The organism is Ruegeria sp. CDSA089, from assembly GCF_059612205.1.
This window is the reverse complement of the sequence record NZ_JBXWQD010000003.1, coordinates 225,190-239,682: the sequence shown is the minus strand read 5'-3', so window position 1 is coordinate 239,682 and position 14,493 is coordinate 225,190. Positions and strand designations below refer to the sequence as shown.

Sequence of the window (14,493 nt, the reverse complement as noted above, 5' to 3'; positions counted from 1 at the left end):
AGAGAGGGGCTGGCCCCTCAGACTGCACGACATCAACACCCCAAGGACGGCCTGAATGAAAATCACCGCCATCACCCTCTGGTCCGTCGACCTCACCAGCCACGAAACCTACCACATGGCCGAGGGCAAAACCTGCGCCACCGTCAAAACCCATGTGCTTTGCCTTGAAACCGATACTGGCCTTAAAGGATGGGGCGAGGTCTGCCCGATTCCCCACTATCTGCCCGCCTATGCCGATGGCGTCCCAGCGGCGATCACCGAAATGGCCCCGGAAATCCTCGGAATGTCGCCCTTCGGGGCCGATGCCCCGATGCGCAAGCTCGACGGGTTTCTACAGGGCCACAGCTACGCAAAATCCGCCGTCGATCTTGCCATATGGGACCTATTCGGCCAGGCCACAGGCCAGCCGGTCTATGCGCTGCTGGGCGGGCGCACGCGCAAGGACATGCCGCTCTATCACTCGATTACCTGCATAGACCCCGATGAGATGGCCCGCATCGCGCAGACCGCCTATCAGACCGGTATTCGCCAGTTTCAGGTCAAGCTGGGGGTTGAAGCCGACTGGCAGGCCGATGCCGAACGCCTGACCAAAGTGCGCGAGGCTGTGGGGCCAGGGCCTATCGTTTACGGAGACTGGAACTGCGGCGCATCGCGCTTGCAGGCCACACGCACGGGCCGCGCCGTGGCGCATCTGGATGTGATGTTGGAGCAGCCCTGCAAAACGCTGGAGGATTGCGCCGCCGTCCGGCAAGCCACTGGCCTGCCGATGAAGATCGACGAAAACGCGCATGATTTGGCCTCGCTGCTCCGCGCGCATGAACTGGGCTGCATGGATGCGGTGGCGTTGAAACTGTCCAAGTTCGGCGGTCTGTCAGCAATGCGCCGCGCACGCGATCTGACCGTGCATCTGGGGGCCGAGATCTGCGCCGAATGCACTTGGGGGTCCGATATCGTCACCGCCGCCGCGTTGCATTTCGCGGCTTCGACCCCGAATGGCTCGCTGATGAACACCTGCGATCTGTCCTCATACGTGGGCCCGCGCCTCTGCCCGGATGCCCCCAGTCGCAAAGACGGTCGCATCGCCTCGCCCGAAGGCCCCGGATTGGGCGTGACGCCTGACCTGGAAATCCTTGGTTCCCCGATATTGGAGATCGCCTGAGATGCTCAAGATCAACACACAATCCGAATGGATCGCCCGCGCCAATGCCGTTCTGCCCGCCGGAGGTTTTGGCAATTTCGACCCGGGCATCATCATCGCCCGCGGCGAAGGTAGCCATGTCTGGGATGAGGACGGCAACGAATATGTCGACTATCTGATCGGTTCTGGCCCCATGCTGCTGGGTCACGGTCACCCCGAGGTGATGGAGGCGGTTCTGGAACAACTGCCCAAAGGCATGACTTTTTTCGCCAACAACGTCAAAGGTATCGAACTGGCTGAGGCGATCATCGACGCGGTGCCGTGCTGCGAACAGGTGCGTTTTGTCGCCTCGGGCGGCGAGGCTGACATGTACGCCATCCGCTTGGCTCGCGCCTATACCGGGCGCGACAAGATTCTGAAATTCGAAGGCGGCTATCACGGCATGAGCGCCGAGGCGCAAATGAGCCTCGCCCCCAGTCGACAGGTCAACTTCCCGCAAGCAGTGCCCGACAGCGCGGGTATTCCTGCTGGCGTGGCCGAGCAGATGCTGATCGCGCCCTTCAACGACTTGGACGCTGTCGCGGCGTTGCTGGGCGAACATGATGACATCGCCGCTATCATGGTCGAGCCGCTGCAACGGATCATCCCGCCTCTACCGGGCTATCTGCAAGGGCTGCGCGACCTGTGTGACAAACACAATGTCCTGCTGATCTTTGATGAGATCGTCACCGGTTTTCGTCTAGCCTACGGCGGCGCGCAGGAGAGATATGGCGTCACCCCCGACATCTGTACCATGGGCAAGATCATCGGCGGCGGCTTCCCCCTGGCCGCGCTGGGTGCAAGCACCGAGATCATGAAGCATTTCGACAAGGATCAGGTGGGCGAGGGTGGCTGGCTGATGCAGTTGGGCACGTTGTCGGGCAACCCGGTGGCCTCGGTTGCAGGGTTGAAGACGATGGAGGTACTGCGGCGCGACGGCGTCTATGACCAACTGCGCGCGACCGGTGCTGTCCTGCAGCAAATGCAGACAGATGCCCTGACCGACGCGGGGATTCCACATCAGATCTGCGGGGATGAAACCCTTTTCGACATCTATTTCACCGATAGCCCCTGCCGTGATTATCGCAGTGCCCGTCACGATGACCCCCAGCGCAACGCGCTCTACAATAACAGTTTAAGGGCGAGTGGTGTCTTCAAGTCACCGGGTAAGCTTTACCCGTCTTTGGCCGTGACAGATGCCGATCTTGAGCTGACACGCGATGCGGTGCGAAAGGCGGTCGAGGTGATCCTTCGCGCGGGTTAATGGAACGGAAACGGGCCGCTGTCATCGCTGACAACGGCCCTAACTGATCGGATATCAGGGTTGCGTCTCGCCCCCTCGAATACCACTTAAAATGGACAGACTTACAAAAAACTTCGACTTATTCGAGACCAACCCGACCTCTCAATCGGTGTGATCCCAATATGCGCGGATTTCTGCGCGCTGGCAGTGAACTAGATCACATACCGCTATTTTTTCTCAATTTTTCCAGTCGAAGAAACCAGGGCCAGCCCTTTGAAGCAGAGTACTTGCCATGGCGCGGCCCATTTCGGCCCCGTCCTCCACCGCGCCGGAGATCTCCTCGGCAATTGCCTCGGATCCATCGGGGCGCAGCACCTCGCCGCGCAGGCGCAATTGGCCGCCTTGAAGTTCGGCCAGACCCGCGATGGGCGTTTCGCAGGACCCGTCCAACGCCGCGAGTAGCGCGCGCTCAGCCGCCAGACGTTGTCCGGTTTCGGCGTCGTGGATCGCCTCAAGCATACACGCTGTGCGGGAATCGTCGCTGCGACGCTCGATACCGATCGTGCCTTGGGCGATGGCAGGCAGCATGTCCTCGGGCGCGATGGCGGTGGCGGGGACGTCCTCCATGTTCAGGCGGCGGATGCCGGCCATGGCCAGAAAGGTGCAATCAGCCACGCCGTCTGCCAGTTTTTTCAGTCGCGTTTGCACGTTGCCTCGGAATTCAACCACGTTCAGGTCGGGGCGGCGGTTCAGCAATTGGGCCCGGCGGCGCAGGGACGAGGTGCCGACGGTCGCACCCTGCGGCAGGTCGTGAATTGAATTCAAACTTGGCGAGATGAAGGCGTCGCGCACATCCTCGCGCGGAAGGAACGTGTCCAGCACCAGACCTGCGGGCTGTTCCACCGGCATGTCCTTGGTGGAATGCACCGCGATGTCGATATCGCCGCGCAGCATTGCCTCTTCGATTTCCTTGGTGAACAGCCCCTTGTTGCCGATCTCTTTCAACGGGCGGTCCGCGTCGATCATGGCGCGGTTGTCGCCAGTGGTCTTGATCACCACGATCTCGAACGCCTCTTCGGACAGATCAAATGCGGTGCCCAGCCTTTGGCGGGTCTCATGGGCTTGCGCCAGCGCCAGCGGCGATCCGCGTGTTCCGATCTTGAGCGGTGAGTCGGGGGAGGGCAGGGTCAGTGTCATGGCGCAAGCTTTAATCGCGTCACATTGCCCTGACAATGGGGGCAGAGCTTGACAAATTGCCACTGAGGGCCGACCCGTGGCGCAAACCGGATGATTGGGGGCAAAGATGGCCGAGACAAAGAAGATACTGCGCGCATTGGCAGGTGAAGTGCAGGATGTGCCGCCGATCTGGATGATGCGTCAGGCCGGGCGGTACCTGCCCGAATACCGCGCGACGCGGGCGCAGGCGGGGGATTTCCTGTCGCTGTGCTATAACCCCGAACTGGCGGCCGAGGTCACGTTGCAGCCGATCCGCCGCTATGGGTTCGATGCGGCGATTCTGTTTGCCGATATTCTTCTAGTGCCACAGGCGCTGGGCGCGGATTTGTGGTTTGTCACCGGTGAGGGGCCGCGCTTGTCGACCATCACCCAGCAGGCCGAGTTTGATGCGTTGAAACCCGTGGATGCGATTCATGAGACTTTGTCGCCGGTCTATGAAACCGTGCGTATCCTGTCGCGGGAATTGCCGTCCGAGACGACTTTGATCGGTTTTGCAGGCGCGCCCTGGACGGTGGCCACCTATATGATCGCCGGGCGCGGCACGCCGGACCAAGGCCCGGCCCATGCGCTGCGCGAGGGGAATGTGGCATTGTTCGAGGCGGTGCTCGAGCGGATCACGCTGGCGACGATCGAGTATCTGTCGGCCCAGATCGAGGCCGGGGCCGAGGTGGTTAAGATATTTGACAGTTGGGCCGGGTCACTGAAGGGCGAGGCATTCCAGAAATATGCGGTTGAGCCCTGCCGAGTGATCACACAGGCCATCAAGGAGCGCCATCCCGGTATTCCGGTCATCGGTTTCCCGCGCGAGGCCGGAGAGGGCTATGTTGGGTTTGCCAAGGCCACCGGCGTGGATTGTGTGGCGCTGGACAACTCGGTCGCGCCAGATTGGGCGGCGGCCAATGTGCAAGTGGATGGCTGCGTGCAGGGCAATCTGGCCTCGTCTCATATGGTGACGGGTGGGCAGGCTTTGGTGGATGAGACGCGCAAGATCGTCGAGGCGTTTTCCAAAGGACCGCATATTTTCAACCTTGGGCATGGGATCACGCCGGATGCAGATCCCGAGAATGTTCAGTTGATGATTGATACGGTGCGCGCGCGGTAAGCCAGGAGGAAGGGGGCCAGCCCCCTTCTTGGCCTTCGGCCAATTCATCCCCCGGGATATTTTTAGCCAGATGAAGAGGCGGATTCGGGCTGTGTTTCGATCTCGGCGCGGATTTCGTCACTGTGCTCGCCGCGTTTGGGGCTGGGTCTGAGGCGCCAGTCATGGGTTGAGAACCGTGGGGCGGCAGTGGCTTGAAGTGTGCCGTCTTGCGCCGTCCATGTTTGGCGGCTTTGGTTCATGGGGTGGTCGAGCGCTTGTTCGGGGCTGAGGACCGGGGCGACGCAGGCGTCGGAGCCATGGAACAGGTGTGCCCAGTGATCGCGTGGGTGTTGGGCGAAGATCTCGGTCAGGCGATTAGTGAGCATTGGCCAGAGTTCGCGGTTGTATTGCTGTTGGAACTGTGGGTCGCCGGACAGGTTCAGTTTGTTTAGAAACTCGGCGTAGAATTTGGGCTCCAGGCATTGGACGGTGACGAATCCTGCGTCCGAGCACGCGTATGTGCGGCTCCAATGGGGGCCGTCCAGCAGGCTTTGCCCCCGCGTGTCATGCAGGTTGCCGGTCTGCCGCAAGCTTATGAGCAGGTTCATCATATGGGCCGAGCCGTCGTAGATGGCGGCGTCAACGACCGTGCCTTGCCCGGTTTTCTGCGCATTCAACAGCCCGGCCAGAAGACCCGCTACCAGATACATGGCGCCGCCGCCGATATCGCCCACAAGGGTGGCTGGTGTTTGCGGTGCGTCGCCGGGGGAGGATGCATACCAGAGCGCGCCGGACAGGGCGATGTAGTTCAGGTCATGTCCGGCCGTCTGCGCTTGAGGGCTGTTCTGGCCCCAGCCGGTCATGCGGCCATAGACCAGTTTCGGGTTCGTCTCGTGGCAGGGTTCGGGGCCGAGGCCCAGCTTCTCCATCACGCCGGGGCGGAAGCCTTCGATCAGGGCATCGGCCGTGGCAATCAGGCGTTTGGCGGTGCTCAGGTCGTTGGGGTCCTTTAAGTCCAACGCAATGGATCGCTTGCCCCGATCCAAAAGCGATTGTTCGGGCATACCTGGCGTTACTGCGCCGCCTTTGCGGTGGATGGTGATGACGTCGGCGCCCAGATCGGCCAGAAGCATTGCGGCGAAAGGGGCGGGGCCGAGTCCTTCGATTTCGATGATGCGTGTTCCGGTCAGCATGGTGTTTTCCCTTTCAGGGCAGGGTTTCCGGGGCTGGGCAGAATTGCAAGGCGGATTTTGACCGGGCAGGGTTGTACCTCGCTTGTGAAATGGCTCTGTTCTGTTCCGGCGCAGCGCGATACTGTCCCTGCCAGAACGGGGAATATGTATGACACCAATTCTGTCGATCCGGGATTTGCGGAAATCCTATGCCGGAGGGTTTGAGGCGCTGAAAGGCGTGTCACTGGATATCGAGCAGGGCGAGATTCTGGCGCTGTTGGGCCCCAACGGGGCCGGTAAGACGACACTGATCTCCACTATTTGCGGAATCACCACGCCAACCTCGGGCAGTGTGACGGTTGGCGGTCACGACATTCAAACGGATTTCCGCGCCGCGCGTCGGATGATTGGCCTTGTGCCGCAAGAGATCGCGCTGGAGCCGTTTGAAAAGGTTTGGAACACCGTGCGGTTTTCGCGCGGGCTGTTTGGCTATGGCACCGACAATGCCCGGATTGAGGAAATTCTGCGCAAGCTGTCGCTGTGGGACAAACGCAAAAGCGCCATCAAGGAATTATCGGGCGGTATGAAACGCCGGGTGCTGATCGCCAAGGCGCTGGCCCACGAGCCGCGCGTGCTGTTTCTGGACGAACCCACCGCAGGCGTCGATGTCGAGCTGCGCAAAGACATGTGGGAGATCGTGGCCGAGTTGAAGCAAGCGGGTGTGACAATCATCCTGACTACCCATTACATTGAAGAGGCCGAGGCCATTGCCGACCGCGTCGGTGTAATTGACAAGGGCGAGCTTCTGCTGGTGCAGGACAAGGCAACCTTGATGGCTCAGATGGGCAAGAAACAGATCGAGGTGATGCTGACCGCACCCATTGAGGCCATCCCAGATTGTCTGGCCGCGCATAACCTGACGCTGAATGGCAATGGGGACTCGCTGGTCTATACCTATGATACCAATGCCGACCGTACCGGGATCACTACCTTGTTGAACGACGTGGCCGAGGCGGGGTTGGTGTTACGTGACGTGCAGACCCGGCAATCGAGCCTGGAAGAGATTTTTGTCAATCTTGTGTCAGGAGATCCAGCATGAACTGGACCGCCATCGCCGCCATCTACCGGTTCGAAATGGCCCGGTTTTTCCGCACTCTGGCGCAGAGTTTTCTGTCACCGGTCCTGTCGACCTCGTTGTATTTCGTGGTTTTCGGCACCGCCATCGGCAGTCGTATTCAAGAGGTCGAGGGCGTGTCCTACGGGGCGTTCATCGTGCCGGGGCTGATCATGCTGTCAGTGGTGATGCTGTGTATATCAAACGCGTCATTCGGCATCTACTTCCCCAAATTCCTTGGCACGATTTATGAGCTGCTCTCGGCCCCGGTGAATTTCATCGAGATCGTGATCGGATATGTGGGAGCGGCTGCAACCAAAGCGTTGTTCGTGGGTGTGGTGATTTTGATCACCGCGACGTTCTTTGTGGACTTACGGATCGAACACCCGCTGGCCATGGTGGCCTTTTTGGTGCTGACCTGCCTTAGTTTCTCGCTCTTGGGGTTCATCATCGGCATCTGGGCCAGTAACTTCGAGCAGATGTCGCTGGTGCCGCAGCTGGTGGTCACGCCGCTGATCTTTCTGGGAGGGACGTTCTATTCGATCTCGATGCTGCCGCCGGTCTGGCAAACGATCACGTTGTTCAATCCGGTGGTCTATCTGATCTCGGGGTTCAGGTGGTCGTTCTACGGTTTGGCTGACGTGCCGATCGTGTTCAGTCTGCTGGCTATTCTTGCCTTCACAGGTATTTGCCTTGGCATCATTTGGTGGATTTTCAAAACCGGTTGGCGCATCCGGAGCTAGCCAATGATCGACGTTGCATTTTTGCCCATCGACGCCGAGAAATGTGACCCTCCCGCATCCAAGGTTCAAACCGTCCCTTGTTTACCGGTGGGCCGCACTCTACATCGGCTCCCATGAAACTGCGCCTGCCCTTCGTCAAAAAACAACCCTGTGTGGCCGTTATTCGCCTGTCTGGCGCCATCGGAATGGCCGGCCGCGGGTCGATGTCCGACACCTCGCTTGCTCCGGTTCTTGAAAAAGCGTTTCGCAAAGGCAAACCGGCCGCTGTCGCGCTTGAGGTTAATTCGCCGGGCGGATCGCCCGTTCAAAGTTCGCTGATCGGGGCGCGGATTCGGCGGTTATCTGAGGAATTGAACGTTCCTGTCATAGCGTTTGTTGAAGATGTAGCCGCGTCGGGTGGCTATTGGCTGGCGGCTGCGGCGGACGAGATTTATGCCGACGACAGTTCGGTGCTGGGATCCATCGGAGTGATCTCGGCAGGGTTTGGTGCACATGTGCTGTTGAAACGACAGGGGATCGAGCGGCGGGTGCATACGGCCGGAGAGTCGAAATCCATGCTCGACCCGTTCTCGCCCGAAAAGAAAGAGGACGTTGCCCGGCTCGAGCGTCTTTTAGGCGATATTCACGAAAATTTCATCGCCCATGTCAAAGCCCGTCGTGATGGCAAGCTGGACGAAACACAGAACCTGTTCACCGGCGAAGTCTGGTTGGCGCGCCGTGCCCAAGAACTTGGTCTGATCGACGGCATCGCGCATCTGAAACCCAAAATGCAGGAGCGGTTTGGCGACAAGGTCAAATTCCGCCGCTATGGGCTTCGGAAACCGCTGTGGTCGCGGTTCGGCGCGTCTTTGGCGCAGGACGCGATTGCCGGGCTTGAGGAGCGCGCGGCCTTCGCGCGTTTTGGTCTGTGACGTGATTATCAAGATTGTCACCCTCTTCCTGATCGCCATGGGTGTGTTGGCGATGTTCGGAAAGCTGCGCTTTCCGGGTCAGAAGAGGCTGCAATCATCCCGGTGTCCGCGCTGCGGGCGGTTCAGGATCGGCAAAGGCCCCTGCGCCTGCGAAAAAGGAGGCCGTACATGACGGCATGGCTGCTTTCGGGGCTCGGGCTGCTGATCCTGCTGCTGGCGGGTGATGCGCTTGTCCGTGGGGCCGTGAACCTCAGCCTGCGCTTGGGCGTGCCTGCTCTGATCGTCAGCCTGACCATTGTGGCCTTTGGCACTTCGGCGCCTGAATTGTTGATTGCGATCAGCGCGATTCAGGAAAACGCACCGGGGATCGCGCTTGGCAATGTGGTCGGGTCAAACACAGCCAATATCCTGTTGGTGCTGGGCCTGCCTGCGCTGCTGGCCACGTTGCACACCAGCGAATGTGATAGCCGCAAGAACTATGTCTTCATGATCATGGCAACGGTGCTGTTCATCGGGTTGGCCTTTTGCGGCGTGTTCAACTTGCTCAGCGGGGCCATCCTGTTGACGGCGCTGGCTTTAGTCTTGTGGAACGCGTTCCGCGAGGCGCATGCACACCGCAAAGCCTGTGGTGACGCCTGCGCAGACGATGATGATCTGGACGGCCTGGAAGAGGCTGATCCGAATATGCCCTATTGGAAAATCTCGATCTATCTTGTGCTGGGTCTGATCGGACTACCGATGGGCGCGCATCTGCTGGTCGACAACGCGACGGTCATTGCCCGCACCTATGGGGTCAGCGAAACAGTGATCGGGTTGACGCTGGTGGCGGTTGGGACGTCTCTGCCCGAACTGGCGACGACCGTGATGGCGGCGCTGCGCCGTCAGGCGGATGTTGCTTTGGGGAACGTCATCGGGTCGAACATGTTCAACCTGCTGGCCATTGTGGGGATTGCCACGCTTGTCGGGCGCATCCCGGTCGATCCCGAATTCTTGCACTTCGATTTGTGGGTGATGCTGGCGGCCTCGCTGCTGCTGATCCCCTTCGTCTTTTTCAAGAAAGATATCACCCGCGGGTGGGGCCTGTTGTTGACCCTGCTGTATGTGGTCTACATCGTCACATTGCTGGCCTAACCTTACGGAGACCCAATCATGACCCGTGCCCTCGTAACCGGAGCAGGCATTCGCCTTGGCCGGGCTATGGCCCTGTATTTGGCACAGCGCGGGTATGATGTGGCCATCCACTATGCGACCTCGGAACAACCGGCGCTGGATGTCGTGGCCGAGGCTCAGGCTATGGGCCGCAGCGCGATCGCCCTACAGGCCGATCTTCTGGATGAGGCGCAGGTTCAGACCTTGTTGCCCCGCGCGGCTGAGGCGCTGGGTGGACCGATCACCTGTCTGGTCAACAATGCTTCGATCTTTGAATATGACAACATTCAGACGGCCACTCGAACAAGCTGGGACCGCCACATGGACAGCAACCTTCGCGCGCCCTTCGTTCTGACGCAGGCCATGGCTGAACAAGGGTTGGAACCTGAAAAAGACGATGCAGGAGAACCGGTGGCGACCGGCCTGATCGTCAACATGGTGGATATGCGCGTGCGTAAGCTGACGCCCGAATTTATGTCCTACACTATCGCCAAGATGGGTCTCTGGGCGCTGACTCGTACCGCTGCGCAGGCGCTGACCCCGGCGATCCGCGTCAATGCGATTGGTCCCGGCCCGACGATGCAGGGACATCGTCAAAGCGCCGATCACTTTAGCGCGCAGCGAAGAAACACAGTGTTGGAACGCGGCGCAAACCCGTCTGATATCACCGCTGCGCTGGGCTATTTTCTGGATGCCCACGCCGTCACCGGACAGCTTTTATGCGTGGATGGCGGGCAGCATCTTGGTTGGCAAACACCGGATGTTTTGGGCGTTGAATAGGTAATTCTCAGATAAGTTTTGCACCGCTCTCATTTCTGTTACCAACGCGTTACAAAAATGTATTGTTTTTCATGCACTTGTCCTGTGTATGAAAAAATATCATTTAAAAACAAATAGTTAAACTACTGCCTAATTTTTGTGCAAATCAAGGAATCCTTAATGAATTAAGGGAAAATCGCGATACCCGGAAACTTATCTTCATACTTATCCACAGAAACCGTGGATTTGTTTTCTCTTGATCTGAGGCGCGCAAGATTGCAGCCATGGTGAGGGAATCATATTTCAGGCACATGACCGTCCAAAACGAATCGAACTCCGAAACCCAAAGCGTTGGATACGAATGTATACAGCGATATGTGAAAACGCTGGACAGCTCGCCCGGTGTGTACCGGATGTTGGATGCCGACAGCCGGGTTCTGTACGTGGGCAAGGCGCGAAACCTGAAGGCGCGGGTATCGAACTATACGCGGCCTGGACATTCGGGGCGGATCGAGAAGATGATCGCCGCGACGGCTTCGATGATGTTTCTGACAACGCGGACCGAGACCGAGGCGCTGCTGCTGGAGCAGAACCTGATCAAGCAGCTCAAGCCCAAGTACAATGTGCTGCTGCGCGACGATAAGAGTTTTCCGAACATTCTGGTCGCCAAGGATCATGGGTTTCCGCAGATCAAGAAACATCGTGGGGCGAAGAAAGAAAAGGGCGCCTATTTTGGCCCATTCGCCAGCGCCGGAGCGGTGAACCGGACGCTGAACCAGCTGCAAAAAGCGTTCCTGCTGCGTAACTGCTCGGATTCCATGTTCGACAGCCGGACGCGGCCCTGTCTGCTGTATCAGATTAAGCGCTGTTCTGGACCGTGTGTGGGGTTGATCTCGGAAAGCCATTACGGCGAAAGCGTCAAGGATGCGGAACGGTTCTTGTCGGGCCGGTCGACCAAGGTGCAGGAAGAACTGGCCGAACAGATGATGGCCGCGTCCGAGGCGATGGAGTTCGAACGCGCCGCCAGCCTGCGCGACCGTATTCGCGCGCTGACGCAGGTGCAGACAAGCCAAGGCATCAACCCGCGCGGCGTGGCCGAGGCGGATGTGATCGGCCTCTATATGGATAGTGGGCAGGCCTGTGTGCAGGTGTTCTTTATCCGGGCCAACCAGAACTGGGGCAACAAGGACTTTTACCCTCGGGTCGGGGCGGATGTGTCACCTGCCGAGGTGATGGAGGCGTTTCTCGGTCAGTTCTACGACAACAAGGAACCGCCCCGTCAGTTGATCCTGTCAGATGCGATCGAGAATGCCGATCTGATGCAGGACGCGCTGTCGGAAAAAGCCGGACGCAAGGTTGAAATTCTTGTCCCTCAACGGGGCGAGAAACAAGAACTGGTCGCCGGAGCCCTGCGCAACGCACGCGAGTCACTGGCACGGCGCATGTCGGAAAGCGCCACGCAGGCCAAACTGTTACGTGGTGTGGCCGAGGCGTTTGAACTAGACACGCCACCCGAGCGGATCGAGGTCTACGATAACAGCCATATTCAGGGCACCAACGCGGTGGGCGGCATGATCGTGGCGGGCCCCGAGGGGTTCATGAAAAACGCCTATCGCAAGTTCAACATCCGGGGCGATGATCTGACCCCCGGCGACGATTTTGGCATGATGAAAGAGGTTCTGACCCGCCGTTTCACCCGCTTGCAAAAAGAAGACCCAGACCGAGACAAGGGCCATTGGCCCGACCTGCTGTTGATCGATGGTGGAGCAGGGCAGGTCAGCGTGGTGCATGAGATCATGGTGGAACACGGGGTCGAAGACATCCCGATGGTCGGCGTCGCCAAGGGTGTGGACCGCGACCACGGCAAAGAGGAATTCCACCGCATCGGCCAGCGCGCCTTTGCGCTGAAGCGCAACGATCCGGTGCTGTATTTCATTCAACGCCTGCGGGATGAGGCGCACCGCTTCGCCATCGGTACCCATCGCGCCAAACGGGCTAAGGCCGTTGGGGCGACGCCTCTGGACGAAATCCCCGGCGTGGGTGCGGCACGCAAACGCGCCCTTTTGGCCCATTTCGGTAGCGCCAAGGCGGTCAGCCGAGCCAATCTGGCGGATCTCAAGGCGGTGGACGGGATCTCAGCCGGGTTGGCGCAGAAGGTCTATGATTTCTTCCACGACAAGGGTTAGGCCCGCCGCCCCCGCGCCAGAATATACAGCCCCGAGGCGACGATCAGCGCCGACCCGATCCACATGGTCTGGTCCAGCCGCTCACCAAACATGACCACGCCCAACCCGATCCCGAACAGCAGTCGCGAATAGCGGAAAGGCGTGACGGATGAGACCTCGCCCGTGCGCATTGCCTTCATCAGCGAGGCATAGGCCATGACACCCATGATGATTGCGCCGGTCATATGCAGGCTGACTTGCGCGGTCAGGGGCTGCATCGGTGTGCCTTCCCAGAACCGATAGGCCAGACCGGCGATTATGATGCAAAGGAAACCGTAGAACCCCAGCACCTCGGTCCCCAGTGACGCGGGCGCGGCGCGGCTGGCCAGATCGCGGCCTGCGAACCCCAACATTCCCAGCACCGCAAGGATGGACAGGGCCGAGAAGCTGTCTCCGGTTGGTCGGATGATGATGACGACGCCGACAAGGCCAATCAGAATGGCGCTCCACCTGCGCCAGCCGACGGTTTCGCCAAAGACCAGAGCAGCGCCCGCAACAACGACCAGAGGCGTGGCCTGTAAGATCACAGTGGCCGAGGATAGTGGCGTTAACGCGATGGCCAGCACATAGAACAACCGTCCGAGGATTTCGAAAACCGCGCGCACTTTCATTGGGCGCGACAGCACATCCGGCTGAAACAGCCGTGTACTGCGTAACATGGCCACCACCGCATAGATCACTGCACCGCCTGCGCCGAACAGCACCAGCACCTGCCAGATCGGAATTGCTGCCGAGGCGGCCTTGATCAGCGCATCCTCAAGCGCGAAAAGTGCCATTGCGGCGATCATCCATGCGCTGCCGATCAGGTTCGATCGGGGGTCGGTTTGAATGTGGGTTGTCATGTTTCGCTCTGTTTGCACCAGTCGCCAATCTGGCCGCAAACACTGTGCGCGCCAAGTCGCGGAACCGAAGTTGCGACCCTTTGACCGCAATCACTGCAACCGCCTGTGATCGAGGCAGATTTTCAACGGGCCATCTTTCATGTCCCGAACCGGCGATGTAAAGTTTTAACCATGAAGTGGAACCTGCCCAATATCCTGACCGTGCTTCGCCTGTTGGCAGCGCCCGGTCTGGCCGTGATGTTTTTGTATTTCACGCGGCCCTATGCCGATTGGTTTGCCCTGATCCTGTTCATGTCAGCGGCCATCACCGACTGGTTCGATGGCTACTTGGCCCGCGCGTGGAAGCAGGAAACAAAGATTGGCGCGATGCTGGATCCGATTGCCGACAAAGCGATGGTGGTGATCGCGCTGATGATCCTTGTGGGCTATTCGACAGAACACTGGACGCCTTGGCTGGTTTTGCCCGCTACCGTGATCCTGTTCCGCGAGGTTTTTGTCTCGGGCCTGCGGGAGTATCTGGGCGATGTATCCGGAACTTTGAAAGTGACCAAGTTGGCCAAGTGGAAGACCACGGCGCAGATGGTGGCGATTGCCATCCTGTTCTCGCAGGGGATATTCGAGCACTATTTCGTCATGGCCACTTTCGGCATGGACCCCACGATCATAGATCAGGTCCTGACTGGCGAGGTCGAGGACCACAACCACCTCCGCTGGCATTTGGAAGGCATGTTCTGGTCGGGCCGTATTGGGCTGTGGCTGCTGTGGATTGCTGCGACGCTGACATTGATCACGGGCTATGACTACCTACGTAAAGCCATGCCCCATCTGAAGGAGAGCTAAG

At 59.3% G+C, this 14,493-nt stretch carries 13 protein-coding genes; 10 read left to right on the top strand and 3 right to left on the bottom strand.

Features of this window, described 5'->3' with window-relative positions; genetic code table 11:
- Positions 1–55 precede the first annotated feature (55 nt).
- Positions 56–1,159 carry a mandelate racemase/muconate lactonizing enzyme family protein gene (locus AC2FJ6_RS10065; RefSeq protein ID WP_170772740.1) on the top strand — a complete coding sequence of 368 codons (1,104 nt, stop codon included), beginning with the start codon at positions 56–58 and terminating at the stop codon, positions 1,157–1,159.
- A 1-nt stretch (position 1,160) separates the two neighbouring features.
- A complete protein-coding gene (locus AC2FJ6_RS10060) occupies positions 1,161–2,441 on the top strand; it encodes an aspartate aminotransferase family protein (RefSeq protein WP_170772738.1) in 1,281 nt (426 codons plus the stop codon).
- Between the two features lie 216 nt (positions 2,442–2,657).
- Here the strand turns inward: AC2FJ6_RS10060 and hemC are convergent, their stop codons facing one another.
- A complete protein-coding gene (hemC, locus tag AC2FJ6_RS10055) occupies positions 2,658–3,617 on the bottom strand; it encodes a hydroxymethylbilane synthase (RefSeq protein ID WP_170772735.1) in 960 nt (319 codons plus the stop codon).
- Positions 3,618–3,723: 106 nt separating this feature from the next.
- On the opposite strand from hemC, the gene hemE reads away from it, so the two are divergent.
- Positions 3,724–4,758, top strand: coding sequence for a uroporphyrinogen decarboxylase (gene hemE / locus AC2FJ6_RS10050; protein WP_170789633.1), 1,035 nt, complete (start codon positions 3,724–3,726; stop codon positions 4,756–4,758).
- 62 nt (positions 4,759–4,820) lie between these two features.
- Here hemE and AC2FJ6_RS10045 read toward each other — a convergent pair whose 3' ends face one another.
- Positions 4,821–5,930 (bottom strand): CaiB/BaiF CoA transferase family protein, encoded by a 1,110-nt coding sequence (locus tag AC2FJ6_RS10045; protein ID WP_170772731.1) that lies wholly within the window; start codon positions 5,928–5,930, stop codon positions 4,821–4,823.
- 148 nt (positions 5,931–6,078) lie between these two features.
- Here AC2FJ6_RS10045 and AC2FJ6_RS10040 point away from each other — a divergent pair, with 148 nt between their 5' ends.
- The 6 genes from AC2FJ6_RS10040 (at position 6,079) to uvrC (ending at position 12,771) form a co-directional block, all read left to right on the top strand.
- Positions 6,079–7,008: an ABC transporter ATP-binding protein gene (locus AC2FJ6_RS10040; RefSeq protein ID WP_170772729.1), complete on the top strand. Its 930-nt coding sequence runs from the start codon at positions 6,079–6,081 to the stop codon at positions 7,006–7,008.
- A complete protein-coding gene (locus AC2FJ6_RS10035; protein ID WP_170772727.1) occupies positions 7,005–7,766 on the top strand; it encodes an ABC transporter permease in 762 nt (253 codons plus the stop codon). Before AC2FJ6_RS10040 ends, AC2FJ6_RS10035 begins: the two co-directional genes overlap by 4 nt.
- A gap of 113 nt (positions 7,767–7,879) precedes the next feature.
- Positions 7,880–8,677 (top strand): S49 family peptidase, encoded by a 798-nt coding sequence (locus tag AC2FJ6_RS10030; RefSeq protein WP_170772724.1) that lies wholly within the window; start codon positions 7,880–7,882, stop codon positions 8,675–8,677.
- 168 nt (positions 8,678–8,845) lie between these two features.
- On the top strand, positions 8,846–9,808 hold the full coding sequence (locus AC2FJ6_RS10025; RefSeq protein WP_170772722.1) for a calcium/sodium antiporter: 963 nt from the start codon (positions 8,846–8,848) through the stop codon (positions 9,806–9,808).
- Between the two features lie 18 nt (positions 9,809–9,826).
- Positions 9,827–10,606, top strand: coding sequence for an SDR family oxidoreductase (locus tag AC2FJ6_RS10020; RefSeq protein WP_170772720.1), 780 nt, complete (start codon positions 9,827–9,829; stop codon positions 10,604–10,606).
- Positions 10,607–10,896: 290 nt separating this feature from the next.
- Positions 10,897–12,771 (top strand): excinuclease ABC subunit UvrC, encoded by a 1,875-nt coding sequence (gene uvrC, locus AC2FJ6_RS10015; RefSeq protein ID WP_170772718.1) that lies wholly within the window; start codon positions 10,897–10,899, stop codon positions 12,769–12,771.
- On the opposite strand, the gene AC2FJ6_RS10010 is transcribed toward uvrC, so the two are convergent.
- Positions 12,768–13,652: a DMT family transporter gene (locus tag AC2FJ6_RS10010; RefSeq protein ID WP_496668915.1), complete on the bottom strand. Its 885-nt coding sequence runs from the start codon at positions 13,650–13,652 to the stop codon at positions 12,768–12,770. The two genes, uvrC and AC2FJ6_RS10010, sit on opposite strands and share 4 nt — an antisense overlap.
- Before the next feature lie 171 nt (positions 13,653–13,823).
- Between AC2FJ6_RS10010 and pgsA the strand changes: the two genes are divergently transcribed.
- On the top strand, positions 13,824–14,492 hold the full coding sequence (gene pgsA, locus AC2FJ6_RS10005) for a CDP-diacylglycerol--glycerol-3-phosphate 3-phosphatidyltransferase (protein WP_496668913.1): 669 nt from the start codon (positions 13,824–13,826) through the stop codon (positions 14,490–14,492).
- Position 14,493: the final 1 nt, after the last annotated feature.

Bases quoted from the DNA above. Each gene is read 5' to 3' on its own strand.
- AC2FJ6_RS10030 (WP_170772724.1), top strand. From the start codon at position 7,880: ATGAAACTGCGCCTGCCCTTCGTCAAAAAACAACCCTGTGTGGCCGTT.
- AC2FJ6_RS10020 (WP_170772720.1), top strand. From the start codon at position 9,827: ATGACCCGTGCCCTCGTAACCGGAGCAGGCATTCGCCTTGGCCGGGCT.
- AC2FJ6_RS10025 (WP_170772722.1), top strand. From the start codon at position 8,846: ATGACGGCATGGCTGCTTTCGGGGCTCGGGCTGCTGATCCTGCTGCTG.
- AC2FJ6_RS10045 (WP_170772731.1), bottom strand. From the start codon at position 5,930: ATGCTGACCGGAACACGCATCATCGAAATCGAAGGACTCGGCCCCGCC.
- AC2FJ6_RS10035 (WP_170772727.1), top strand. From the start codon at position 7,005: ATGAACTGGACCGCCATCGCCGCCATCTACCGGTTCGAAATGGCCCGG.
- hemC (WP_170772735.1), bottom strand. From the start codon at position 3,617: ATGACACTGACCCTGCCCTCCCCCGACTCACCGCTCAAGATCGGAACA.
- pgsA (WP_496668913.1), top strand. From the start codon at position 13,824: ATGAAGTGGAACCTGCCCAATATCCTGACCGTGCTTCGCCTGTTGGCA.
- AC2FJ6_RS10060 (WP_170772738.1), top strand. From the start codon at position 1,161: ATGCTCAAGATCAACACACAATCCGAATGGATCGCCCGCGCCAATGCC.
- AC2FJ6_RS10040 (WP_170772729.1), top strand. From the start codon at position 6,079: ATGACACCAATTCTGTCGATCCGGGATTTGCGGAAATCCTATGCCGGA.
- hemE (WP_170789633.1), top strand. From the start codon at position 3,724: ATGGCCGAGACAAAGAAGATACTGCGCGCATTGGCAGGTGAAGTGCAG.
- AC2FJ6_RS10065 (WP_170772740.1), top strand. From the start codon at position 56: ATGAAAATCACCGCCATCACCCTCTGGTCCGTCGACCTCACCAGCCAC.
- uvrC (WP_170772718.1), top strand. From the start codon at position 10,897: ATGACCGTCCAAAACGAATCGAACTCCGAAACCCAAAGCGTTGGATAC.
- AC2FJ6_RS10010 (WP_496668915.1), bottom strand. From the start codon at position 13,652: ATGACAACCCACATTCAAACCGACCCCCGATCGAACCTGATCGGCAGC.